Consider the following 23,779-nt stretch of genomic DNA (forward strand, 5'->3'; position numbering starts at 1 on the left):
TTCATGGGAATAGTCTCTCTCCGTTCCGGAAGACCTGCTCATCCACATTTATCAGGACCTGAGAGCCAATATGTTTCAGGTTGCGGCTGCCGCGATCTTGAAATCATTTCTGTGTATGCGAGACAATCGCTGAGGTATCGCGATTGTGATCATACGGGCAATCCGAAAGGCTGGATAACGCAAGATGGATAAAGATGACGCTCTTGCGCTGGTGGAACGCTTGGCAGTTGAAGTGCCAAAGATCGCCAGGGTTTACACGAATGGTGCGTGGACCGAAGCGGTATATCAGAGCCTTACAGACTTCAAGCAAGAGAAGGGATGGAAGATCTTCTCGTCCGTCAAATGTTATCTCGGCGAGTATCACTGTGACTTCATGCTCTTCGAGGATGGCTACGGATGTCGACTCGCCTGCGAGTCTCAGTGGCAAACGTTCAGATCTAATGCCAACGAGTTGAAGTGGGCTTTTGACAAGCTGCGTGGCGTCAAGTCAGATGTGAAGCTGTTCGTTTTCGAGGGACCCGACACGTGGAAAGACGATATCCGCGAGTATCTGGAGGACTACGCGCAACTCGATCCGGTCGAGACCTTCGTGTTCATGCGTTGGAACTACAAACAATGGGAATGCTCTTGGTGGAAACCATCGGTGGCTGGAGTACAGACGGAAGCATTCAATCCCATTGCGTTTTTAGGGCAACGGATACCGTAATGGTGCTTTTGGCACACATTGGTGGTAACAATTCGCTCAAGCACGAAACGAGCTATCGGGAAGTCGGCATATAGGAAGTGGTCATCAGATGATGAGAAGTGCGTTTATGAGGACTACGCGGCATACTCCCCTTTAGGATTTATTGATGCCGCAATCCCCGATCTACGAATTCACATATCTCGGATGCATTCACTGAGCACGATTGGTGACGCCAGCTCGATGCCGAACTTCAAACAAGAGCCGGCTTACCGAGAACTTGACGAACGCGGGCTAACGGCATTCCCGAATCCGGGTGCCTCCGCATTGGGTGAGTTTTTTATTCGGTTAGATCGCAGATGGATGGGGAATCCATTCGAACGTGGATTCCAAGAGCTCATTCCCATTTCCCGAGCCGCAGCTCGACCAGGTTCACTCTCAGCCTTTACGGGTGCGGGTGCCCAACCCATGCATACAGATGCGGCCTACTTCGCGAGCCCTCCACGTTATATAGTTTTCGAGTGTCTTAACCCCGGAGAGGTCTCTTGCAGAACGGAAGTGTGGGTGACAAACCAGGCAAAATTGCTTGAGGAGGCCGCGCCTTCTGACTGATCCTAAATGGGTGTTCCTAGGGGGAGGGCGGTCGAGATTTTACTCTCCCGTGTTGGATACGGTACTAGGGATAGCAAGAATTCGCTTCGATCCGTGCTGCATGTCAGTAGCTTACGGAGACGAAGCAGGGCTAGGTGAGGTTTCCAGACTTCTCGCCAGCTATACCCGACGCGTATCTTTCGAATGGACATTAGGAGCGTTTGTGGTAATCGACAACTGGCGCTGCATGCATGCCCGAGGGAGTGGGGGAGAATCCGCTCCATCACGTCGGCTGCGCCGGTGGTATCTTGGAGCGCAAAATGGATTGGGCATCTGATTCCCTCTACAACAAGGCGAAGTTATTCGCGCAGCGGGCGCATAACGAACCAGTCAACTCTGCGTTGTTTGCTTTCTGGATGAGCTTGTCTCTTGAGCTTCTGGCGCGTTCTGCCCTATCCCAGATCCATCCCGTATTGCTTGCCGATCCTAAGGAGCCCGACAATCTTCAGTATGCCTTCGGAATCGAACCAAAGGGGATACCGAAGTCGATTGCGGCAAAGGCAATTTTTGCGAGATGTAGCGTATTCGTCAAGGACTTCACTGACAAAATGTCCGGTCACTGTCTGATTGTTGCAGACCGGCGAAACTCCGAGCTTCATACAGGTGCAGCGGCATTTGAAGGCATTGACAATGCCAAATGGCTTCCGGCAACTTATGAAGTCATTCAGGTTCTACTCGCTCATCTTGATAGGGATTTCAGAGACTTTCTTGGAGATCATGGTCAAGTTGCGCTCGAAGTTATCAAGGATCGGCGCGACACAATCAAAAAGGAAGTCCACGACAAACTGTCCGCCGCGAAGAAGGCTTACGAAGAGCTCAGTCCTGAAGAAAAACTTGATCGAGACACTATGGCATACGCAGCAATAACTTCCTGGATGCAGGGGACAAAGCTACGTCGCGAATGTTCGTGTCCGGCGTGTCAAAAAGTCGCAGTTTTGGGTGGAGAGACTGTAAGTCGAAGCCCAGTTAAGATCGACGAGGATGATAATGTTATCCGCCGTGAAGTCCGCGTTCTTCCGAATAGGCTCCGGTGCGCCTATTGCGGGCTTTCTCTCGTCAGCTACCAAGAATTGAAGGAGGCTGAGCTAGGCGGAATCTACACCATCGCGGAGGAGGAAGATCCCATAGAGTACTTTGGTATTGAACCGGAGGACTACATTGACGTTGAGGATGTGGTTCGTCGCTATGGCGAAGATATGGAGGCGGGATATCGGAACGAGTAGCGCCTCAGACCAGACGCACGATTCTATCAAACGTCCCGACGTATAAACTCGAGTCAAACAAGGTTCTCGCGGATCGGACTTTTTAGACAACCGCAATCCTCCCAATGGGTCAAGACTGCCAATTAGTGCTGTGAAGTTGCATAGCGGAAGCCACCTGCGATTCTCCCCACGCGCAAGCCACCCCGTTTCAATCTTGTCAAGTAGCAAACTGAATTGAGACTCTGGAAATAGCTGATTTCATTAAACAATCGTGACAACAATGAATGTCAGAGTATTATGCCTCAAAAAGCTAAAATGGAAGTAGGAGCCAAACAATTAAGAGTGAAGCCCGAGCCAAATGAGACCCCCTCGTAAGTGATTGAAAACACTATAAACAGCCTAAACCGCTTCGTTTCAACCACTTAGCGGGGGATGATCCCCCGCTAAGTGGTTGAAAAATAAAGAAACTAGAAGCTACATAGGGAGGAGGGGGAGGGGGGTAGGCCCCGGTAATCCCCTCACCGCAACTGGATGGGAGCAGCCAGCTTGAAGTTCACCACCGATTCCGCCGGAATGGTGATGTCCTTGTTGCCGGTAAAAGCAGCGATTCCGGTCCCGGCGCCCGCGCCAGCCAGTCCGCCCACCAGCAAACCCACTCCGCCCGTGGCAACACCGCCGATCAGCATGCCCAACCCGGCGCCGCCGCCGATAAAGGCTGCGGAGCGCTTGCCTTTGCCTTTTTTCGTGCGCGTCAGGCTGCCGGTATCGATGCGGTAATGCTGCCCATTCAGGTTAAGGCTGGTGAGTGTCAGCTGGATGTAGGACTTGCCTTTGAAGTGGCCGCGTTTGTGCGCGCTCACCACCATGCCCTCAGCCGTCGCGCCGGAAGGAATGACTGTACTTCCATCTACCTGGACCGGATTGACAATCGTACCTGTGAAAGGCTGCCCAGCCTGCGCATGCTTCACGTTGATCGTCTGGCTCATGCGGATACTGAGGACGGTTCCCGCCGGAACCTCAGGCAGCGCCGGAGCGGGCGCGGTAGCATTCGTCGCCTGTTGCGGCGAAACCGGCTGGTCCGGTGTGGGCGTGACCGCTCCGGACGTGGGTGAGGAAGCCGCTGAAGACGGGGCCGGCGTGCCGGCAGGTGCGGGCTGGCTCGGTGCCGTCGACGGATTCGCCGGGGCTGCCGCCGCGCTTTGCGCCTGGTCAGGCGAGGCAGGCTGGGTCGAAGCCGAAGTCGATGCGGGCGGTTTCTCCGCGTCCGAAGGATTTTTGTGGCATCCCGCAATCAACGAAACTGCCAGCAAAAGTGCGATCTGCGCATGATTTTTCATCTTTATCGTTCTCCTTACGCTGCTCGAATGCCCTCATTCAGATGCAATGCCCGGACAATCAGGCGGTCCGGCTTGCCTCCTCCGCGCCTCTCCACGATACGATGTTTAGTTACGTATTTTCATTCAGTGAGGCAAGTTTTTATGTCGACAACGCTCTCCCAGCGTCCGCAGCTCAGGCACTTAACCGCTCAACTCGACGACCTGAAACAGCGCGGCACCTACTTCAGGCTCCGCGTGCTCGACGATGCGCAGGCCCCCGTCTGCACCTACGACGGCAAGAAAGTCATCAACCTCGCCTCCAATAACTACCTCGGCCTCTGCGATCACCCCAAGCTGCGCGAAGCCGCCATCGAAGCGACGAAAACGTACGGAGTCGGCTCCGGCGCGGTGCGCACCATCGCCGGAACCATGAAGATCCATATGGAGCTGGAAGAGAAGATCGCCGCCTTCAAGAATGTCGAAGCTTGCGTCGTCTTCCAGAGCGGATTCACCGCCAACGCCGGAACCGTCTCGTCGATCCTCGGCAAGGAAGACTTCATCATCTCCGACGAGCTGAACCACGCCAGCATCATCGACGGCGCGCGTCTTTCCCGCGCGAAGATCAAGGTCTTCCGCCACAAGGATGTAGCCCACGCCGAGGAGATATTGAAGGAGATCGCAAATGAGCCCGGACACAAGCTCATCATCACCGATGGCGTCTTCTCCATGGATGGCGACATCGGCCCGGTCGACAAGCTCAGCGACCTCGCCGACAAATACGGCGCCATCATGATGGTCGACGACGCCCACGCCTCCGGCGTACTCGGACGCAACGGACGAGGCTCCATCGACCACTTCAACTGCCACGGCCGCGTCGACATTCAGGTTGGCACGCTCTCAAAGGCCATCGGTGCCCTCGGCGGCTACGTCTGCGGAAGCCGCGACCTCATCGACTACCTCTACCACCGCGCCCGCCCATTCCTCTTCTCGACATCCCATCCGCCATCTGTCACGGCCACCTGCATTGCAGCCTTCGACCTGCTGGAGAATGAGCCGGAGCGTATCGAGCGCCTATGGGACAACACCCGCTACTTCAAGTCTGAGCTGGGCCGTGTTGGCTTCGACATCGGCGGCGTAACAACGCCCGCGAGCGAAACCCCCATCACCCCCATCATCATCGGTGACGGCAAGAAGACCATGGAGTTCTCGAAGGCGCTCTTCGACGCAGGCGTGATGGCCACCGGCATCGCCTTCCCCACCGTTGCCGAGGGCAAAGCACGCATCCGCACCATCATGACGAGCGAACACACGAAGGAGCAGTTAGATCAGGCGCTGCAGACACTGGAAACAGTAGCGAAGAAATTGGGGATTCTGGGATAGCGCAATCAGAAATGAATTTTTGCTCTGCTGAATCGCGCGGATTTGCAGCTATCTCTTTTTAAGCAAATCCGCGCACACAATGTGAGGCCGATTAAGCCCCTGGATTGTAGTAGAAGTGCTCGTGCACAATTTTGCCGTCCTTAACGGTATACAGTCCCATTTCAGCCAATTTGAAACGTTTGCCGGAAGGCTTGTGGGTAACGTCATATTTGAATTCGACGGCAAACTGGTCTTCACCGATGAACGGCCCGTTGGCGTCTCCGCTGTGGACCTCGTGATTATCCATCCACCACTTGTTCTTGCCGCGAATCGCTTCGATGCCTTTCGTTTCGGCAGGCATCTCCGGGCCGCTGGCTGACTCGACACTGACGATATCGTCGGCGTAATACTTATCAACGGCTTCCAGGTTTTTGCCTTCGCGGCACAGCTTGACCAGGTCATTGGCAATATCGGCAATCGACATATTTCCTCTTTGCATCCGGAAGTATCCGGCGAACCGCTGAAGTCTAGCACACGCATGTGAAATTCAGAGGTGCGGATCGACGCGACGCGCTGCGCGCTGGAGAGCTTTAGCCGCTATCTGGATCAACGATGATGTTTGCATTCCTTATCGTGCCTGTCGCAGTTCATAATGCAGCATGGCTTTTTCCGTAGAGCAGCTGGACCACATCGTCCTGACCGTTGCCAATATTCATGCCACCACTGACTTCTATACAGAAGTCCTCGGCATGGATATAGCAACTTTCAACGGTCGCACCGCCCTCAAATTTGGCGACCAGAAAATCAATCTTCATCAGCGTGGACACGAATTCGACCCGAAAGCAGCCCGCCCGACGCCCGGCTCGGCCGACCTATGCTTCGTCACGCTCACGCCACTCGAAGAGGTTATGGAATATCTGGACGCACTGAAGGTACACGTTGAAGAAGGTCCGGTCGAGCGCACGGGAGCAATTGGCAAGCTATCTTCGATATACATACGAGATCCAGACCACAACCTGATCGAGATTTCGAATTACATCTAACCGCTATTGGTATAGTGAAACGGAATCTGCCTGAAATTCCCGGATTGGCGCGGAATATCGTTGCAGTTAAGCGAATGACTGTCTCGATTCGCCGCCCCATTGAACCGCCTTATGCCCGAATTCCAGCGGTTTGGCTCAATTATTTTGACGATCAAGTTGCACTGAAGCCTTTCCTTTCTCGATAAGCCTATAATGTTGGGCCAAAGGCCGTCCGGTCTGGACACCGCCCTGTGTGGCATGCCAATGCTGACGGATGAACTGGCTGCGAGTCACGAAACTCCCAGGCGCCCGGCCCCAATGCCTGATGGTCCGTCCCATCCATCTGGACTTAGTTCCAGGAGGAGGCCGTTATGAATCGACGCCGCTTGTTTTCCCTTCCGGCGCTCGTTACTCTCACCGGCGCGTTCACTCTGGGAGCACTGGCGCAAACACCGAATTCATTCCTAGCTGCTATTGGAAGCTATGCTCAACAGTCTCCAGTGCGAGGCATGGAGGACCAACCGCACTTTTCTGTCGGACCGGAGATGCAGGGAGACATCATGATGGCGCACCAGCGCTACGTCGCTGCGTTGGACGCTTATCGCCAATGTCCGCCAGATTCAGCCGTGCTGTGGAACAAGATGGGAATAGCAAATCACCATATGTTTAACCTGCGCGAAGCCGAGAAAGATTATGAGAAGGCCCTCAAGCTGAATCCCAGCTATCCCGAAGCATGGAATAACCTCGGCGCCGTCTACTATGGGCAAAAACTCTATCACGATGCAGAGAAGGCCTATAAGAAAGCAATCAAGCTCAATACCAAATCAGCGATGTTCTACAGCAACTTAGGCACGGCTTACCTCGCCGAGCATAAGTATAAGAAAGGCGCAGAGTCTTATCGCACGGCACTGTCTCTCGACCCGAATGTCTTCGAAGCTGATCCTGCCAGCCGTATCTCTGAGATGGGGCCGACGCATGAAATGGCAACCCTCAACTATCTTCTGGCAAAAACCTATGCAGAGGCAGGCCGCAAAAACGAGGCTCTGATTTATCTGCGCAAGGCTATTGATGAAGGGTATGCCGACCGCAAGAAGATACAGGAAGAGAAAGAGTTCGCCATCTTGCGCGATGTGCCGGAGTTTCAGCGCATGATGTCAGACAAGCGTGAATAACGAGGCCCGTATAGAGCTTAAAGTGCCGAAATCTCCACCTTTTGGTGGAGTATGCACTCGTGCGATGGATGTGTAGTATTCGTGGTAGTCCCCAAGGATGCCCATTCATCGCCATTTCTGGTGCGCAGCTCTTCTTCTGCTGGCCACACTCCACGCAGTTGCGCTGGACCCGCATTATCCGTTGCAGCATTACGGCTTCCAATCATGGCAAGCCGATGACGGGCTCCCGCAGAACACAGTACATACAGTGCTGCAGACACGAGACGGCTATATCTGGCTTGGGACCGAAGCTGGACTGGTCCGCTTCGATGGTGTGCAGTTTACCGTTTTCGACAAGAAAAGCTCGCCCCTGCTCGGCAGCGATCTGATCAGCAGCTTGCTGGAAGATCGAAACGGCACACTGTGGATTGGCACTTCCGGTGGTCTTACGCGTCTCGAACGGGGTGAGTTTCATACTTTCACCGCGCATGACGGATTACCCGCTGTCTCTGTCCTGTCACTCCATTTGAGTCGCGACGGAAGCTTGTGGGCTTTGACGGCTGCGGGGCTTGCGAAATACGCTGAAGGGCGTTTTCAGCCAGTCGCCGTGCCGCAGGGGTTGTCAGATGACAGCGCGGTTGCAGAAACACCAGATGGCTCGCTGTGGGTGAACTCAGGCAATAGCCTCATGAGAGTGGATGTGCAAAAACTGTCTGCACAGACCGTGTCTACTTTCACTGATCAGATCGAGACGCTGGCCGCTGATTCGCACGGGACGTTCTGGATTGGGCTTTCTGGCGGTTTGAAACGTGTTTCGCAAAATGGGAAGCCGATCTATGTTCCTTCGTTAGAAACGCTGAGAACGGATGTCACCGCACTTTTGAGTGCGACCGATGGGCGCCTCTGGATTGGCACAGCAAACGGAGTCGCTGTATTTGACGGTAATAACGCGCATTTCTTTACGCAGCGCGATGGCCTGCCTGGCAATCGCGTTCTCAAGCTATTTGAAGATCGTGAACATGCTATCTGGACTGCTACAAATCACGGAATTGCGCGCGTTGCGGACGGACGTGTCTCTGCACTGGCTTCGAAAGAAGGACTCTCCACCGATCAAGTGTTGTCTTTCTTTGAAGATCGCGAAGGAAGCCTCTGGCTGGGAACAGAATCGGGCGGCCTTTCCATTCTGCGCGACCGCAAATTTACCACCTACACAACCGACGACGGACTGACAGATGAACTCGTACGGTCAGTATTTCAGGAGCGCAATGGCGCGATGCTGATCGGCACGAATGGCGGTGGGGTCAATCAATGGATGTCGAGCCGGTTTTCCAGTCTTGCACCCTCTGGTCATCTATCGAGCAACGTGGTGCTTGCGCTGACCGATGATCCGGACGGAAATCTCTGGATCGGTACACCTGATGGATTGAATCGCGTAAAAGGTAACCAGACGACTGTGTTTACCTCGGCGGATGGGCTTGCTGATGATTTTGTACGGTCGCTCTATACCGATCGCAGCGGAGCCGTTTGGATAGGAACACGTCGTGGTTTGTCTCGCTATAAAGACGGGGCATTTACCTCCTATGCGGCAACAGATGGATTAGGCAATGATCTGGTGGGCGCGATCCTTCAGGACAAAGACGGAAGTATGTGGATCGGTACACTCGGTGGGTTATCTCACTTCACACACGGGAAGTTCCAAAACTTTTCTACACAGCAGGGGCTTTCAAGTGACATTATTACCGCTCTTCATCAGGATGCGGATGGAAATCTCTGGATTGGGACGAGCGGCGGCGGCCTCAGCGTGCGGCATAACGGGAAATTCGTCAGCTTGCCTCCAGATAAAACCGGCCTGCCGGAAGATATCTACGGGATTCTCGACGATGGACAAGGAAACCTCTGGCTCGGATCCAAGAAAGGCATTTTCCGAGCGAGCAAGAATAAATTACTTATGCTGGCGACAGGAAATATCGACACGATCTCGCCTGATGTGTTCGGCACCGCAGATGGTATGCGCATCAGTGAATGCAGTAGCGGTGGTCATCCAGCGGCGTGGAGGGCAAAAGATGGCTCTCTGTGGTTTGCGACATTGCGCGGTGTTTCCACCGTCGACCCGGCGCACATGCCGGTGAATCGTGTAGCTCCTCTGGTCGCGATGGAACAGGTGTCTGTGGATGAGACTGCAATACCGCTGCAACGCGATGCGAAGTTCGGACCCGGTCACACTCGATTTGCATTCCAGTATGCGGGATTAAGTTTTGTAGTTCCGCAAAAGGTTCGCTTCCGCTACAAGCTGGAAGGACTGGACCGCGAATGGGTGGATGCCGGCACGCGTCGGATAGCTTATTACACAAATATTCCGCCGGGGCGGCACACCTTTCGCGTGATGGCGTGCAACAACGATGGGGTATGGAGCGAGCAGGCTGCTGCATTTAGTTTTCAGCTGAAGCCGCGGTTCTATCAAACTTATTGGTTCTATATTGCCGTGCTGCTCTGTCTGGCCGTGTTGACATATGAAGCGTACCGATGGAGAGTGCGTAGCGTGGAATCACGGTTCAGCGCCGTGCTTGCAGAACGCAATCGGATTGCGCGCGAAATTCACGACACGTTGGCACAGGGCTTTGTAGCTGTATCCGTACAGATTGAGGTTGTGTCCCGTCTGCTGAATACGTCAACAGATGCTGCACGCATCCACCTCGAACAGGCACGAAAATTAACTCAGGAATCGCTGGCAGAAGCGCGCAGCTCGATCTGGAATTTGCGCTCGCAGCCTGCGGCGCAGAATGATCTGCCAGCCAGACTGACAGACGCGGTTGCGCGCATTACAGCCAATACCGATGTTCAGGCTCGCGTGCAAGTGAGCGGAACCTTCAGGCCGCTTAATCCGAACATGGAAGCTGAACTTCTACGCATAGGGCAGGAGGCCATGACAAATATTGTCCGGCATGCGGAGGCTCGTCATGCCGACGTGACGTTGCTGTTTCAAGAGAATCGGCTACGCATGACGATTCAGGATGATGGTCGCGGCTTTGAAGGCAGCCCCGAAGAATATCGGAAGAATGGACACTTTGGAATCACCGGAATGCGGGAGCGTGCAGAGCAAATCGGAGCGCGCTTTACCGTGACTAGCAAGCAAGATGAAGGAACTGCAATCCAAGTCGAAGTACCGTTGTAAGAAGGAAGAACATGTCTGAATCGATCCAAATTATGGTGGTCGACGATCACCACATCGTGCGACAGGGCTTAGTGGCTCTTATCGCAACCATGCCGGACATGAAGGTAGTTGCTGAAGCTGCCGATGGCATGCAAGCGATCGAGTTGCATCGTAGGTACCGTCCTGACATTACACTCATGGATCTGCGTCTACCGCATAAGAATGGCGTGGAAGCCATCGCACAAATCCGCACAGAGTTTCCGACGGCCCGCATCATTGTGCTGACAACTTTCGACGGAGATGAAGATATTTATCGCGCGTTGCAGGCGGGCGCCAAAGGCTATCTGTTGAAGGGCATGACCGCCGATGAGCTGACACAAGCCATTCGCACAGTTCATTCCGGCAAATCACGCATTCCTGCTGTCGTGGCGGAGCGTCTCGCTGAGCGCATGGGTGGACCTTCACTCACGAGCCGTGAGCTGGACGTATTGAAACGCATTGTTGGCGGACGCAGCAACAAAGAGATTGCCAGCGATCTCTTCATCTCAGAAGCGACAGTCAAGACTCATATCAACAGCATTCTTAGCAAGTTGGGCGTGAGCGACCGAACGCAGGCTGCAACCACGGCGCTACAACGGGGGATCGTTCACCTTGACTAAAATCTCAGCTCGAAAAAATCTGTTGCTTGCTTTTTGTGTATCGCTTGCTGTCCTCTGCCCATTGGTTGCGCAGGAAGCCAAATCCGGAGCCTGGCGGTCCGCAACGGACGCGGAATTGAAATCGCTCATTCCGGCACGCGCCCCCGTAATACAGGAGCGCATTGAAACAGAGTTGCGTACCGCATCCGGGATTACCAACAGCAAAGGAAAATTCGTGGCGGGAGTGGTCCTGATTACCGCAGGCTACTCGGCAGAAGGCAAGTATTCCCACTTCTTCATCGCACAGGTCCCCTTAAAGATCGGTACCATGCGGCTGAATGCAGGCGAATATCTGATTGGCTGGAAGCACAACGAAGACTCGTTAACGGTGAATTTCTACGAAGCTATGAGCGGGAAATTTCTGGGAAGTGTTGAGGCAGTGAAGAACGAAAGCGTTACGCGAGTAGAGTCATTCCGGATATGGCCCCCGGGGGACAAATCCGTCATACAAATTGGACGTTTTACGTTTTCTTATCAGTTAGAGAACTAAGAGATCGAGGCCGGATATATAAGCATCCGGCCTCGATCTTCTCGCTATGGCTGAGGGAGGACCAGCACTTCCACTCCAGATGCGGCATCGTGGTTGTGAAAGACCATCTCAGTGGCCTTCTTGAAGTCTTCCGGTTTTGCGTTGGGAATGTCGGTGAAAGTCTGCGGGTTGCGATCTGTAAGCGGAAACCACGAGCTCTGCACCTGCACCATGATGCGGTGTCCTTTGCGGAAGGTGTGATTGAGATCAGGCATGGTGAAGTCCACTTCCGCCATCTTTCCCGGCGTAAAGGCTTCTGGCTTCTCCCAGCTATTGCGGAATTTGCCTCGCATCGGCTCGCCGCGAAGCAATTGCTGATAGCCGCCCATATGAAGCGGGGGCGCATCCAGAACGCGCTTTCCTGCATGATTATCCTCTTCAGGATCGGGATAGTCAGCGGGATAAACGTCAATCAGTTTCACAACGAAATCTGAATCCGTGCCTGTGGTTGCTACTTTTAGCTTGGGCGAGATCGGGCCGGCAATGGTTACATCTTCCGTCAGTGGATCTGTTTGATAAGTGAGAACGTCCGTGCGGGTGGATGCGAACCGCTGATCATCGACCATATACCGCTGAGGAACGGTGTCTGTTGTGTATCCGACAAAAGGCACGGGATGCGCGGGATCGCTGACGTATTCATCCGAGCCTTCTTTTTCAGAAGGAGGATCGAATGAGAGCTTCCCACCAGCGTGAAGATAGAGCGTCTTCGCTTTTGCGGGCGCGGGAGGCCATGTGTCATAGGTGCGCCATGCGTTCGTACCAGTTTCGAAGACATAGGCCTTTGGCATCGGCGAGCCCTTGCCTTTCAGGTAATACTCGAAGAACGGGAACTGAATGCTTCTGCGAAAAAATTCGCCGGTCTTCGCGTTGAACTGCGCATCGCCAAGATGATCCCCACTGCCGCGGGCCCAGCCGCCATGCACCCACGGACCTTCGACCAGGGTCGTCGTAGTTCCGGGATTGAATTTATTAATTGCGTAGAAGGTCTTGTAGGGTCCGGATAGATCCTCCGCGTCGAACCATCCACCGACAACCAGCACCGCACATTTCACATTTTTCATGTGCTGGGAGAGATCGCGTGCCTTCCAGTAATCGTCGTAAGTGGTGTGATACATCTGATCGTTATAAAGCGGATTGGAACCCTTCAGATATAGCTTGTCGAGGTTCGAGGTAGGCCCGGCATGCAGATAAAAATCGTACACATTCGGTGTGCCCATATCGAAGGGCACTTCATGCTTCGGCAGCGATGGCTCATCAAATGGCTTGAAAAAGGTGTAGAAGCCGAAATTCGCATCCAGCATAAACGCCCCGCCATGGTAGGCGTCGTCACCCATAAAGAGATCTGTCATCGGCGCTTGCGGTGACGCGGCCTTGATGGACGGATGCGAATCGATAATGCTGGCCGAAGTGTAGAAGCCTGGATAGGATATGCCCCATATTCCTGCTTTGCCGTTGTTGTTGGCCACATGCTTCAGCAGGAATTCCATCGTGTCGTACATGTCAGAGCTGTCGTCTACATCTTGCGGCGATTTTTTATCGTCAATGTGGGGGTGCATCTCGACGAACTTACCCTCGGAAAGATACCGTCCGCGCACATCCTGATAGACGAAGATGTACCCCGACTTCTCAAATTCGTCAGAGGGGCCGAGGGCTTTCTTATACTGGTCTTCACCGTAAGGAGCGACACTGTAGGGCGTCCGGTCAACCATGAACGGATACTGCTGCGAAGTGTCTTTGGGAACATACACCGATGTGAAGAGGTGAACACCGTCGCGCATGGGAATGCGATATTCGTACTTTGTGTAATGCGCCTTGACGTAATCTTCTTCAGGTGCGGGCTTTTCCTGCGCAAAAGAACCAGTCGCGAATGCGCCAGTACAGGCGCACAACAGTATTCCGAGTAGACTGCCTTTCCTCATAAAACCTCGATTGAAAGAGTGGAGAAAAACAGTCTACTTGATCACCGCTTAAATAGCTTTCTTTATATCGATACGCTTATTCGGCCCTCTGCCCGGGGGTGACCTTTCCAGAACGCCAACGCCTTACTATTTGCACAGATTTCAGGGTTTCTGTGCCGTTCCAAGACGGAAGCGGTTCGCCAGTTCAAACTCGTTTCGGAGTTCCGGGGTCTTGAGATGTTCACGCAGATGCGTCAATCGTTGCTCAAGCGCGAGCAGCGTAGCTGCTACTGCTTCTGAGTTGGTATGCGCAATGTCACGCCACATGGAATACGGACTCGCTCCCAGCCTTGTCATCTCCCGCAAGGCGCGGCCGCCTATGGCGCGTAAATCTTCGTCATCTGGAAATTTGTCTTCGAGCAGCGCGCTCAGAGCGGTTGAAACAAACTGCGGAAGATGGCTCACCCAGGCACAAAGCTCATCATGCCGTGCGGGTTCAAGGTCGAGTGCCCTACACCCGAATCTCTGTACCCACTTTCGCCACTCGGATACATTCTCGCGTGCCACGGGCGACATGTTACTGCTGTCAGGACACTCGGTGAACAGCCATACCGCATCACGAAACAAATTCGCATCGGCATGAGCCGCACCGCTTACTTCCTTGCCCGCCATTGGATGCCCGGGGAGGAAGCCGGGCTTATCCGGCTCGTTGTAACACCCAGCAGCTTGGCGGCATAGAACAGCCTTCACGCTGCCTACGTCAGTGACAAGCTGGTTCGCTTTGAGAATCGGGGCGAGCTGAGCCAACCATTCCAGGATGCTGAAGACCGGGCCACTGAGTATCACCAGATCGCACTCGACAGCGGCGGTCAGCGGCTCTTCAGCAATGACGTGGACGGCACCACGGCTCAAAGCAATCGCCGCCTGCGCCGGATCTCGATCCCATCCGACAATCGTTCCTTCAAAGCCCTTCTCGCACAGCGCCATTCCCACCGAGCTGCCAATCAGCCCTGTACCGAGAATGGCGATGCGTTCGATTGGCATATTTACCCGATAGTCCTCTCAACAGCCGAGGCTATCATGCGCAGCTCCTGCATCAACTTTGCGAACTGCTCCGGAAAGAGTGTCTGCGCGCCATCGGAAACTGCTTTATCCGGGTTTGGGTGCACTTCGATCAATAAGCCGTCAGCGCCCGCGGCCACCGCTGCGCGCGCCATCGCCGGAACCTTGTCGCGTAAACCCACGCCATGCGAAGGATCGCCGAGCATTGGCAGATGCGAGAGCTTCTTGATTACCGGAATGGCTGAAATATCCATGGTGTTCCGCGTATACGTTTCAAAAGTTCGGATGCCGCGTTCGCACAACATCACTTCGTAATTGCCGCCGGAAAGAATGTACTCAGCCGAGAGCAGCAGCTCTTCAATGGTAGCTGCAATACCGCGTTTCAGCAGCACAGGTTTGCGGATGGCCCCAAGTTCGCGCAGCAGGTTGAAGTTCTGCATGTTGCGCGCACCAACCTGGAAAACATCGACATATGGCAGCATCAACTCTATCTGCGAAATTTCCATCACTTCGCTGATGATGAGTAGTCCCGTGGCATCGCCGACTTCGCGCAACAGTTTGAGCCCATCAAGACCCATGCCCTGAAAGGAATACGGCGAACTGCGTGGCTTGAAAGCACCGCCGCGAAGGAATTTAGCGCCTGCTGCCTTTACTTTTTCTGCGGCGGCGAAGATCTGCTCGCGGCCTTCCACTGAGCAAGGCCCAGCCATTACAACTACTTCGTTTCCGCCTACAGTAACTCCATTGGGGAAACGAATGATCGTGCCCTCAGGGCGAAAACCGCGGCCAGCCAGCTTGTAGGGAGACGAGATGCGATAGGCCTCGGCAACTCCGGAGAGCACCTCGAAATCTTTTACATCGAAAGCAGCCGGCGTTCCAACACCGGCAAGAATAGTTTGAATGGCGCCCGTAGTGCGATGAACTTTGAAGCCAAGCTCTAAAAGTCGTTCCGTAATGTTTTGTATCTGCTCTTCTGTAGCATGCTCCTGCATGGCAACGATCATGATTGCTTTCCTGTCTCCCCTGTTGCTGCGTCCTGCTTCTGAGCAGACGCGGATTTCTGTGAGGCTAACTCATCTGACTGCAGCGCTCGCATCACGTCGATAATGCGTTCATAGATATGCACCAGCTCAATGTCGGGCAGGGGTCCCTTATTGGCTGCGCGCACTCGCTCGAAGATCGTGCGCTCACGGTTGGGCTCATACACAGGCAGACTTGTGGCCTCTTTCAGCTTGCCAATGGCTTGCGCCGCAACGGCGCGCTCGCTCAGAAGCGCCACAATCTGAAGGTCGATAGCATCAATTTTCTTACGCCAGTCTGCAATGTCCATGTATGTCCCTTCCACCGAGCGCGTGAATGCAAGTCTACGCCGGAGTTGAATTTGCCTGGAATCTTGTAACGGAATTAACGGGCCAGCGCCACAGGTTGACGCAGGCCCTTGATAAATCGCGCAATCGAGCTCGGCGCTTCTTCGCGCGTTGACTGTTCGATCAAGGATACGATTGCGCTACCGATGACGGCCGCGTCCGCGAATTCTCCCACGGCGGCGAAATGTTCAGCGTTCGATACGCCAAAGCCGACAGCTATGGGAAGATCGGTAAACTTGCGCAGGCGTTGAACTAGTTGCTCAGCGTCAGATGCAAGCTTTTGCTGTGTGCCCGTGATGCCTGTACGCGAAATGGCGTAAACGAAGCCTTGGGATGCCTGCGCAATGCGCTGGAGGCGATCATCCGGACTGGTTGGCGCAGCAAGGAAAATTGGCGCAAGCTGATAACGGTGCAGATGCACGAGATAATCATCAGCCTCTTCGACGATCATGTCAGTAATCAACACGCCATCGACACCTGCTTCTTTTGCCGCAGCGCAGAAGCGATCAAGCCCGAAACGCAACACAGGATTGAAGTAGGAAAAAATCACGAGGCCAGCATCCGGCCGCTCGCGGCGCAGGTCAGCCGCCAGGGCGAGCACATCAGAGAGGGTCGTTCCACCCTTCACGGCTCGCTCGCTGGCTCGTTGAATCACGGGGCCATCTGCCAGCGGATCGCTGAAGGGCACGCCTAGTTCGAGCACATCTGCGCCCGCGTCAATAGCTGCCAGCGCAATCTCGCGAGTTGTCGGCAGATCGGGATCGCCAGCCGTGAAATAGGCCACCAGTCCCGGCTTGCTCTGAAAACGAATCGGCATAACTCTAAGCGCCCTTAAGATTCAGTTCGCGCGAGAGGATGCCCATGTCTTTATCACCGCGCCCTGAGATATTGATTATTAGTATGTCATGACGTGAAAGTGTTGGCGCAAGCTTGATGCATTCGGCTACCGCGTGCGCGCTCTCAAGTGCAGGCAGAATTCCTTCTGTGCGCGCCAGAGTTACAGTTGCCTTCAACGCTTCGTCATCGGTCGCAGAGGTGTATGTGGCCCGGCCGGAATCATGCAGCATAGCGTGTTCGGGACCAATCGAAGCGTAGTCGAGTCCGGCTGACACGGAATGTGTCAAAGCTATTTGCCCGGCGTCGTCCTGCAGTACATAAGAAAAAGTTCCCTGCAGCACGCCCGGCGAGCCGCCCTGGAAACGCGCCGCATGCTCACCAAGCACCGCCCCGCGGCCACCCGCTTCAACCCCAATCAGACGGACATCTTTGTCTTGGATAAATTCATAAAAAGCACCAATGGCATTCGAGCCTCCACCAACGCAGGCAATTACAGTGTCTGGCAGCCGGCCTTCTTTTTCGAGAATTTGCGCCCTTGCCTCTTTACTGATGACACGATGAAAATCGCGCACCATCATCGGATAAGGATGCGCGCCGAGCACACTGCCTAACAAATAATGCGTGGTGCGAACATTCGTGACCCAGTCTCGCATCGCCTCGTTAATCGCGTCTTTCAATGTGCGCGAACCAGAGCTGACGCCATGCACCTCGGCACCTAACAGCCGCATGCGATAGACATTCAACTCCTGCCGCCGCATGTCTTCTTCGCCCATGTAGACGACGCACTCGAAACCAAAGAGAGCACAGACCGTTGCCGTTGCTACGCCATGTTGGCCAGCTCCGGTTTCGGCAATAATACGCTTCTTGCCCATGCGCTTGGCCAACAGTCCTTGGCCGATGCAGTTGTTGATCTTGTGCGCACCGGTGTGAAGCAGATCTTCACGCTTGAGATAAATCTTCGCGCCACCAAGCTGCTCTGTCAGGCGCGAGGCAAAGTAAAGTGGCGTGGGACGGCCGACATAATCACGCAGCAGAGAGTCCAGCTCCGCATGAAAAGCAGGATCGGCCTGAGCCTGATCGTAGGCCAGCTCTAGCTCCTGAAGCGCAGCCATCAGCGTCTCAGGCACGTAGCGCCCACCATAGGCACCAAATCGGCCGGTTGCGTTTATCGCTGGATGTGTCGCCGTGCTCATATCGATTACCCTTGTCCTTTCAGCTTACGCCCTCAACCTTATAGGATGCGATTCTAGCCGCCTGAACAAATGCTCGCACGCGTTGAGGGTCTTTCTTTCCGGGCACAGATTCAACGCCGCTGGCTACATCCACGCCCCAGGGCTCCAGCGTGCGAATGGCTTCCGCAACGTTATCCGGACTCAAGCCGCCGGCCGCGATCAGTCGTAGCTGTGACGCTGCATCGAGAAAGCTGCTGCGCGCTGCCTGCCAATCGAAGCGCATGCCCGTGCCGCCAACGGCGGTCGCCGTGCGCGAATCAATCAGCACACCATCAACGACGTCGTCTTTCGGCAACGTTTGCAGTTGGGTTTCCAGATTCTGCGCGTAGTGAATCACGCGCAGAATTCGAAGCGTCGACCCAAAATGCTCGCGCAATTTTGCTGCAAGCAGCGCGTCGTTCCCAGCGTGCAGTTGCACGCCGCTCAGACCGCCCTCTTTTACACTGTGCACGATTTCTTCAAAACTCGCATCGACAAATACGCCAATTTTCTCGACAGCATTGGGAAGGTGTTTCGTAATGCTGGTCACCTGTGCAACGTTGACCCTTCGCGGACTCGCAGCAAAAACAAAGCCGACAGCATCCGCTCCGGCATCTACCGCAAGCAACGCGTCTTCAAGGTTGGTGTTGGCGCAAATTTTGACCCACATGGTCTTATACCCGAGTCGCAAATGGTTGCAGTAGATTGGCCAGGGCCTCGCCCGGTGAGGGTTGGCGCATCAACGATTCACCGACTAGAAATGCGTGAAATCCAGCGGACCGCAGCCGTTGAATGTCCTCGGCTGTATGGATTCCGCTCTCCGCCACACGGACCGCATCGCGAGGCAGGCTCGCAGCAAGATCGACGGAATTTTCCAGTCTGACTTCAAATGTCTTAAGGTTGCGGTTGTTCACACCATAGGCATCGCAGCCCAGATCAAGCACGCGCTCCAGTTCTTCTGCCGAATGCACCTCGCACAGTACATTGAGTTCATAACGATGGGCAGCGTCATTCAGACTTTTCAGTTCGGCATCAGTCAGCGCCGCAACAATCAACAAAATTGCATCTGCACAATGTGCTCGCGCCTCGGCGATCTGGTACTCGTCCACCATAAAATCTTTGCGCAAGCAGGGAATCGTAACCGAGGCTGAAGCAATTTCCAGATTCTCGAGGCTACCCTGGAAGAACGGCTCGTCTGTCAGCACAGACAAAGCGGTTGCACCCGCGCCAGCCAGCTCCGAGGCGAGGCTCCGCACATGAAATTCAGGCCGAATGAGCCCTTTCGAAGGCGAAGCCTTCTTGAGTTCAGCAATGATGGCAGGCGCCTCCTGAGCCCTCGCATGCAATGCGCGAGCAAACCCGCGCGGTTTATGCTGCGCGGCACGCTGCTCCAGTTCGCGGAGAGGCACACGCCGCTTTCGTTCAACGACTGTCTCTCGAGTTTTGGCAAGAATGCGTTCTAGATGCACGAAAATTCCAGTCAAAATAGCTACATATAGTATAGCTTTCAGAAAAGGACTCACCGCTATGCCCTGGTTCTCCTGCAAGGCTTCGTTGCCTCTATTCCTCCTTGCCACATCGATCTCTGCTTTTGCTGCAACGCCAATCACGATTACAGCCGATCTGTCTGAGGCACCGAGAAAACTATGGCATGCGGACATCACAATTCCAGTGCAGCCAGGCCCCCTCACGCTGACAGCGGTCAAGTGGGTACCCGGCAACCATCGTCCCACGGGACCGATTTCCGATCTAACCGGGATCGTCTTCCGCGCGAACGGGCAAGTACTCACCTGGCGGCGGGATGATGTTGATCTCTATGCCTTCCATCTCACCGTGCCCCAGGGAGTTTCGACATTGCAGGTGCATGTCGATGCGATCGTAACGGCCCGGGTCTCCGACAAGCTCGCCATGCTGGAGTGGGAAAAGTTTCTGCTCTATCCCACCGGCGTTCCGGTGCGTGAGATTCAGATTCAGCCTTCCGTCAAAGTTCCCTCCGGCTGGGGTGTGGGTACGGCGCTTACGCCTACCGGAACGGAGGGAAGCACTACGCATTTCGCTCCTGTCACCGTGGAAATGCTCGAAGATTCACCTGTCCTTACAGGACAATACTTCAAAGAAATTCCTCTGGCTGCAGATGTCACGCCAAAGCACTTTCTAGACGTGGCCGGCGATGCGCCGGAAGATGTTGAACTGCGCCCGCAATTCCTCGCTTCGCTCAACAATCTCGTTCACGAAGCAGGAGCGATGTACAGTTCGCATCATTACAACAGTTACCATTTCCTGCTGACGCTATCGGATTATGCGGGCGGCGAGGGACTGGAACATCACCAGTCATCCGACAATGGCGTCGGCGAAAAAGGCTTTGCTAACGATCAGCACGCCATGTTGGATGGAGACCTGCTGGCACATGAGTTCACGCACTCCTGGAACGGCAAATATCGCCGTCCGGCAGGATTAGCAACGCCTGATTACGCCACGCCAATGCAGGGCCAGTTGCTGTGGGTGTATGAAGGCATGACGCAGTATCTTGGCAACGTTCTCGCTGCTCGTTCCGGCTTGCTTACTCCCGCGCAGTACCGCGAGGCGCTCGCATATTCTGCGGCAAACCTGGATAACAAACCTGGTCGGACCTGGCGTAACACTGAAGATACAGCCGTCGCCGCTTCTATTCTTCGCGGTGGAAACCCGGCATGGTCAAACTGGCGTCGCGGTCAGGATTATTACGACGAAGGCGAGCTTCTCTGGCTGGATGTTGATACTACAATCCGCCAGCTTACACACGATCAGAAATCATTGCACGACTTCCTCGTATTGTTCGTGGGCAATGGCCTCGACACAGGGCCGATAGTTGTCCCATATACCTTTGATGATGTGGCGAAAACGCTCAACAAAGTCGTCCCAAATGACTGGGCTGCTTTTCTTCACGAGCGCATTACGACCCTCAACCCTCACGCCAATCTCGCCGGCATTGAACGTGGCGGCTATAAGCTGATCTACACAGACAAACCCACCAGCTACGAACAAGCGATGCTCTCAATCAGCGGCAACATTGATGCCTGGTTCTCAGCCGGCCTGCGCCTGCGTCACGACGGAACAATCGCTGACGTACGCATCTACTCCGCAGCGGATGAAGCGAAGCTCGCTCCCGGCGAAAAGATCATTGCAGTAAACGGACGAGCCTTCTCTCCGGAAATACTCCACGATGCCATCAAAAGCGCAAAAGGAAGCACCGAACCGATTCACCTGATCGTTCAGTCGGATACATATATCTATCAAATCAGCCTGAATTACCATGAAGGCGACAAGTATCCGGCGTTCCAACGGGTTGAGGGAACACCAGCAGTCCTGGATGAGATTATTCAATCCATGATTTCGAATAAGACAGCTCCAGCCGGCAGAAAGCCTTAAAGAGGAGTTGTTGCACGCGATCAATGCGGCTCAAGGCATTGGCCGATTCCGTACTTGTCGGCCAAGAACCTTCGCAAAGCGATAGGAAGAACCGCAGCTAGCTCCTGCCACGTCAGGAGGTTCAATCTGCACCTCAGTTCCATCGGCCTCACAGCCCGAATGATGTCATACCAGGCTTCTATTAAATCAGGCCGGCGATGATCACAAAAAACACAGAATGAACGCCCTTCTCCATAGGCAGCGAGAACATTTCGTAATAATTGACAGGACAGGAGCAAGCCGCTCGACGAAGGTAATAGATCTTCATCGAATACTTCTCTGAAATCGCGATAACGCTCCATGCAAGAGAAAGCGCATTTCTGGAAATCTGCTTCGGTGAGCTTCGCTTCGACCAGGAGGTCTCCAAGTTTCATATCGACCTCCGTTCGGTCGAATTTACCCGTTTTGAGAGGAATGCGAGGCTTATAGCCAAATATTGCCCTTACGCCGTCGTCCACCCCGAGCAGCGCCAGGACTCCTCGATTTGCTGCCAATTCGGGATAACAAAAAATATTCATCAGGAGTGCATCCGAACTGGTGGCGCAATCGAGCTCCCGCCAGCGTCGATCCATCTTCGGTAACGAAGTTCGCGCAGTCGTATGGACCTTATTCAGCCTCCGGCTCCAGCTTGGATCCGCACAAATTGCGTTATAGGACTCTGAAATAAAATTTCCGTGACGATTATCTTCGTCGGGCGGATACACAATCGATGGCATCTGGCCGTACGAGAGTTCATGCGACAGCCGGTTTTCCGTCGCATATCTCCGATTGCTCTCATTGAGTTCCCGACGAAGAGCTGCAGCATAGCAACGCATGTGAGTAACGCTGTTGACTGGATCGCTGACGCTGTCTGCGTCATCCGATTCGATTTCCTGAGAAAAACCTCTGACTACTCGTCTCATGGGACTTATGCGACTGAACTTCAAGCTGGCTGTGGGCTTGAGCGAGGCATCTTCGCCTTATGTTCGCTATAAAATTACACGCGTCATTCCCTCGCGTCAATGCCCACCCTGAGCGCTCTAAAAATCCGTACTCTTGGAGGTAGTCCCACCACAATCCCGCTAAGCCCGCTATCCTGGCGTTGCAGATAAACGCTACGTGGTCAGCTTCAGATGAAAATCTTGGATTTGTTTCTGATTTGGTGCCGAAGAAGGGACTCGAACCCCCACACCCTTGCGAGTACATGGACCTGAACCATGCGCGTCTGCCAATTCCGCCACTTCGGCACGGGAAGAAGTCCAGCGCGAACGGCTGGACGAGCAGTAATTCCTAGGGTACTTTGTCGTTAAAATTGTGTCAACGCAGCGACTCAACTTCGCACCCGATAGAATTGAGCCTGCACAGGACATCCCCTCAGGACAAATGCATTCATGACTCAACAAAATAATGCAACGCTCATTCCCGCCGATACTGCAACTCAACTTCGCCGTCTTTCACACGACCTGAGCAACGCACTCGAGGTCATTCTGCAGACCAGCTACCTGCTTGGCACAGTAAATCTGGATGACAACGGGCGGCAGTGGCACCAGATGCTCGATCAGGGAGTGCAGCAGGCGACGAGCATCAATCGCGACCTTCGCGAATTTCTTCGCGCTCACAGTGAAAACGCCGCCGGGTAAGATCCCGACGGCGTTGTATAGAAGAAAATATTAGGCCAGCTTTGCGTCCAGAGTGACCTCGGTATTTCCTTTGAAGAGCCGCGAAATCGGGCAGCCGTTCTTGGCATTCTGCGCTGCCGTCTCAAAAGCAGATTCAGTTGCGCCCGGAACCTTCGCCCGCGTTGTCAGGTGGATGGCCGTAATCGTAAACCCGGCATCCGTCTTTTCGAATTTGACCGACGCTGTTGTTTCCAGCGATTCGGGCGTCAGATTCGCATTTCCCAGCTGTGCGCTTAATGCCATGGTGAAACATCCAGCATGTGCAGCGGCAATCAGTTCTTCCGGATTCGTTCCGATTCCATCTTCGAATCGTGTGCTGAAAGAGTATTGTGTCTCCTTCAAAACTCCGCTCTGCGAGGAAATGGTGCCTTTGCCTTCCTTCAAGCCGCCCTTCCAGACGGCGCTTGCCGTACGCTCCATAATTGCTCCTTTCGGGGAAAAGTCTCCGCGTTGCTACGTGCGCCTTTTCTTCAGTGCAGCTTCGAGCATATCAATCCAACTCAGCCGAGTCGAATGAGTATCCCGGGAGCACAATGCC

General features: G+C 54.2%; 23 protein-coding genes and 1 tRNA gene. 11 read left to right on the forward strand and 13 right to left on the reverse strand.

Annotated elements, in window-relative coordinates; all coding sequences use genetic code 11:
- The 3 genes from GSQ86_RS22925 to GSQ86_RS03325 form a co-directional block, all read left to right on the forward strand.
- A partial coding sequence (locus GSQ86_RS22925; protein ID WP_216840994.1) for a hypothetical protein occupies window positions 1-192 on the forward strand: 192 nt, incomplete at its 5' end.
- A complete protein-coding gene (locus GSQ86_RS03315) occupies window positions 185-706 on the forward strand; it encodes a hypothetical protein (RefSeq protein ID WP_158748546.1) in 522 nt (173 codons plus the stop codon). The genes GSQ86_RS22925 and GSQ86_RS03315, both read left to right, overlap by 8 nt.
- 818 nt (window positions 707-1,524) lie before the next feature.
- Entirely contained in the window at window positions 1,525-2,556 is a 1,032-nt protein-coding gene (locus tag GSQ86_RS03325; RefSeq protein WP_174239936.1) for a hypothetical protein, read from the forward strand.
- A gap of 497 nt (window positions 2,557-3,053) precedes the next feature.
- On the opposite strand, the gene GSQ86_RS03330 is transcribed toward GSQ86_RS03325, so the two are convergent.
- Entirely contained in the window at window positions 3,054-3,872 is an 819-nt protein-coding gene (locus GSQ86_RS03330) for a hypothetical protein (RefSeq protein ID WP_158748549.1), read from the reverse strand.
- Window positions 3,873-4,013: 141 nt separating this feature from the next.
- Between GSQ86_RS03330 and GSQ86_RS03335 the strand changes: the two genes are divergently transcribed.
- The gene (locus tag GSQ86_RS03335; protein ID WP_158748550.1) at window positions 4,014-5,231 is read left to right on the forward strand and encodes a glycine C-acetyltransferase; all 1,218 of its coding nucleotides are present in this window, start codon (window positions 4,014-4,016) and stop codon (window positions 5,229-5,231) included.
- A gap of 91 nt (window positions 5,232-5,322) precedes the next feature.
- Here the strand turns inward: GSQ86_RS03335 and GSQ86_RS03340 are convergent, their stop codons facing one another.
- A complete protein-coding gene (locus GSQ86_RS03340) occupies window positions 5,323-5,694 on the reverse strand; it encodes a nuclear transport factor 2 family protein (RefSeq protein ID WP_158748551.1) in 372 nt (123 codons plus the stop codon).
- Window positions 5,695-5,869: 175 nt separating this feature from the next.
- Here GSQ86_RS03340 and GSQ86_RS03345 point away from each other — a divergent pair, with 175 nt between their 5' ends.
- From GSQ86_RS03345 to GSQ86_RS03365, 5 genes are all read left to right on the forward strand, one after another.
- The gene (locus GSQ86_RS03345) at window positions 5,870-6,253 is read left to right on the forward strand and encodes a VOC family protein (RefSeq protein WP_158748552.1); all 384 of its coding nucleotides are present in this window, start codon (window positions 5,870-5,872) and stop codon (window positions 6,251-6,253) included.
- A 350-nt stretch (window positions 6,254-6,603) separates the two neighbouring features.
- On the forward strand, window positions 6,604-7,404 hold the full coding sequence (locus GSQ86_RS03350) for a tetratricopeptide repeat protein (RefSeq protein WP_158748553.1): 801 nt from the start codon (window positions 6,604-6,606) through the stop codon (window positions 7,402-7,404).
- Window positions 7,405-7,501: 97 nt separating this feature from the next.
- Complete coding sequence (locus GSQ86_RS03355; RefSeq protein ID WP_158748554.1) at window positions 7,502-10,555, forward strand: sensor histidine kinase; 3,054 nt, start codon at window positions 7,502-7,504, stop codon at window positions 10,553-10,555.
- An 11-nt stretch (window positions 10,556-10,566) separates the two neighbouring features.
- Window positions 10,567-11,193: a response regulator transcription factor gene (locus GSQ86_RS03360; RefSeq protein ID WP_158748555.1), complete on the forward strand. Its 627-nt coding sequence runs from the start codon at window positions 10,567-10,569 to the stop codon at window positions 11,191-11,193.
- A gap of 22 nt (window positions 11,194-11,215) precedes the next feature.
- Window positions 11,216-11,722, forward strand: a complete 507-nt coding sequence (locus GSQ86_RS03365; RefSeq protein ID WP_254062104.1) for a hypothetical protein — start codon at window positions 11,216-11,218, stop codon at window positions 11,720-11,722.
- A 44-nt stretch (window positions 11,723-11,766) separates the two neighbouring features.
- Here the strand turns inward: GSQ86_RS03365 and GSQ86_RS03370 are convergent, their stop codons facing one another.
- From GSQ86_RS03370 to trpC, 8 genes are all read right to left on the reverse strand, one after another.
- Window positions 11,767-13,680 carry a CocE/NonD family hydrolase gene (locus tag GSQ86_RS03370; protein ID WP_158748556.1) on the reverse strand — a complete coding sequence of 638 codons (1,914 nt, stop codon included), beginning with the start codon at window positions 13,678-13,680 and terminating at the stop codon, window positions 11,767-11,769.
- Between the two features lie 141 nt (window positions 13,681-13,821).
- Entirely contained in the window at window positions 13,822-14,703 is an 882-nt protein-coding gene (locus GSQ86_RS03375; RefSeq protein WP_158748557.1) for a prephenate dehydrogenase, read from the reverse strand.
- A 2-nt stretch (window positions 14,704-14,705) separates the two neighbouring features.
- Entirely contained in the window at window positions 14,706-15,725 is a 1,020-nt protein-coding gene (gene aroF, locus GSQ86_RS03380; RefSeq protein ID WP_158748558.1) for a 3-deoxy-7-phosphoheptulonate synthase, read from the reverse strand.
- On the reverse strand, window positions 15,722-16,051 hold the full coding sequence (gene pheA, locus GSQ86_RS03385; protein WP_158748559.1) for a chorismate mutase: 330 nt from the start codon (window positions 16,049-16,051) through the stop codon (window positions 15,722-15,724). The genes aroF and pheA overlap by 4 nt, the downstream gene beginning before the upstream one ends.
- Before the next feature lie 74 nt (window positions 16,052-16,125).
- Window positions 16,126-16,905 carry a tryptophan synthase subunit alpha gene (gene trpA, locus GSQ86_RS03390; RefSeq protein ID WP_158748560.1) on the reverse strand — a complete coding sequence of 260 codons (780 nt, stop codon included), beginning with the start codon at window positions 16,903-16,905 and terminating at the stop codon, window positions 16,126-16,128.
- 4 nt (window positions 16,906-16,909) lie between these two features.
- Entirely contained in the window at window positions 16,910-18,118 is a 1,209-nt protein-coding gene (gene trpB, locus GSQ86_RS03395; RefSeq protein ID WP_158748561.1) for a tryptophan synthase subunit beta, read from the reverse strand.
- 19 nt (window positions 18,119-18,137) lie between these two features.
- The gene (locus GSQ86_RS03400; protein WP_158748562.1) at window positions 18,138-18,806 is read right to left on the reverse strand and encodes a phosphoribosylanthranilate isomerase; all 669 of its coding nucleotides are present in this window, start codon (window positions 18,804-18,806) and stop codon (window positions 18,138-18,140) included.
- A gap of 4 nt (window positions 18,807-18,810) precedes the next feature.
- On the reverse strand, window positions 18,811-19,605 hold the full coding sequence (gene trpC / locus GSQ86_RS03405; protein ID WP_174239937.1) for an indole-3-glycerol phosphate synthase TrpC: 795 nt from the start codon (window positions 19,603-19,605) through the stop codon (window positions 18,811-18,813).
- A 58-nt stretch (window positions 19,606-19,663) separates the two neighbouring features.
- Here trpC and GSQ86_RS03410 point away from each other — a divergent pair, with 58 nt between their 5' ends.
- Entirely contained in the window at window positions 19,664-21,544 is a 1,881-nt protein-coding gene (locus GSQ86_RS03410) for a M61 family metallopeptidase (RefSeq protein WP_158748564.1), read from the forward strand.
- Between the two features lie 20 nt (window positions 21,545-21,564).
- Here the strand turns inward: GSQ86_RS03410 and GSQ86_RS23790 are convergent, their stop codons facing one another.
- Together GSQ86_RS23790 and GSQ86_RS03420 are read right to left on the reverse strand one after the other, a co-directional pair.
- Window positions 21,565-22,485: a hypothetical protein gene (locus GSQ86_RS23790; protein WP_158748565.1), complete on the reverse strand. Its 921-nt coding sequence runs from the start codon at window positions 22,483-22,485 to the stop codon at window positions 21,565-21,567.
- Between the two features lie 237 nt (window positions 22,486-22,722).
- A tRNA-Leu gene (locus GSQ86_RS03420) sits at window positions 22,723-22,809 on the reverse strand.
- A 144-nt stretch (window positions 22,810-22,953) separates the two neighbouring features.
- Here GSQ86_RS03420 and GSQ86_RS03425 point away from each other — a divergent pair.
- The gene (locus GSQ86_RS03425) at window positions 22,954-23,202 is read left to right on the forward strand and encodes a hypothetical protein (RefSeq protein ID WP_158748566.1); all 249 of its coding nucleotides are present in this window, start codon (window positions 22,954-22,956) and stop codon (window positions 23,200-23,202) included.
- Window positions 23,203-23,232: 30 nt separating this feature from the next.
- On the opposite strand, the gene GSQ86_RS03430 is transcribed toward GSQ86_RS03425, so the two are convergent.
- Window positions 23,233-23,661 (reverse strand): OsmC family protein, encoded by a 429-nt coding sequence (locus GSQ86_RS03430; RefSeq protein ID WP_158748567.1) that lies wholly within the window; start codon window positions 23,659-23,661, stop codon window positions 23,233-23,235.
- Between the last annotated feature and the right edge of the window lie 118 nt (window positions 23,662-23,779).

Source organism: Acidobacterium sp. S8, from assembly GCF_009765985.1.
In the GTDB taxonomy this organism is placed as follows: Bacteria; Acidobacteriota; Terriglobia; order Terriglobales; family Acidobacteriaceae; genus Alloacidobacterium.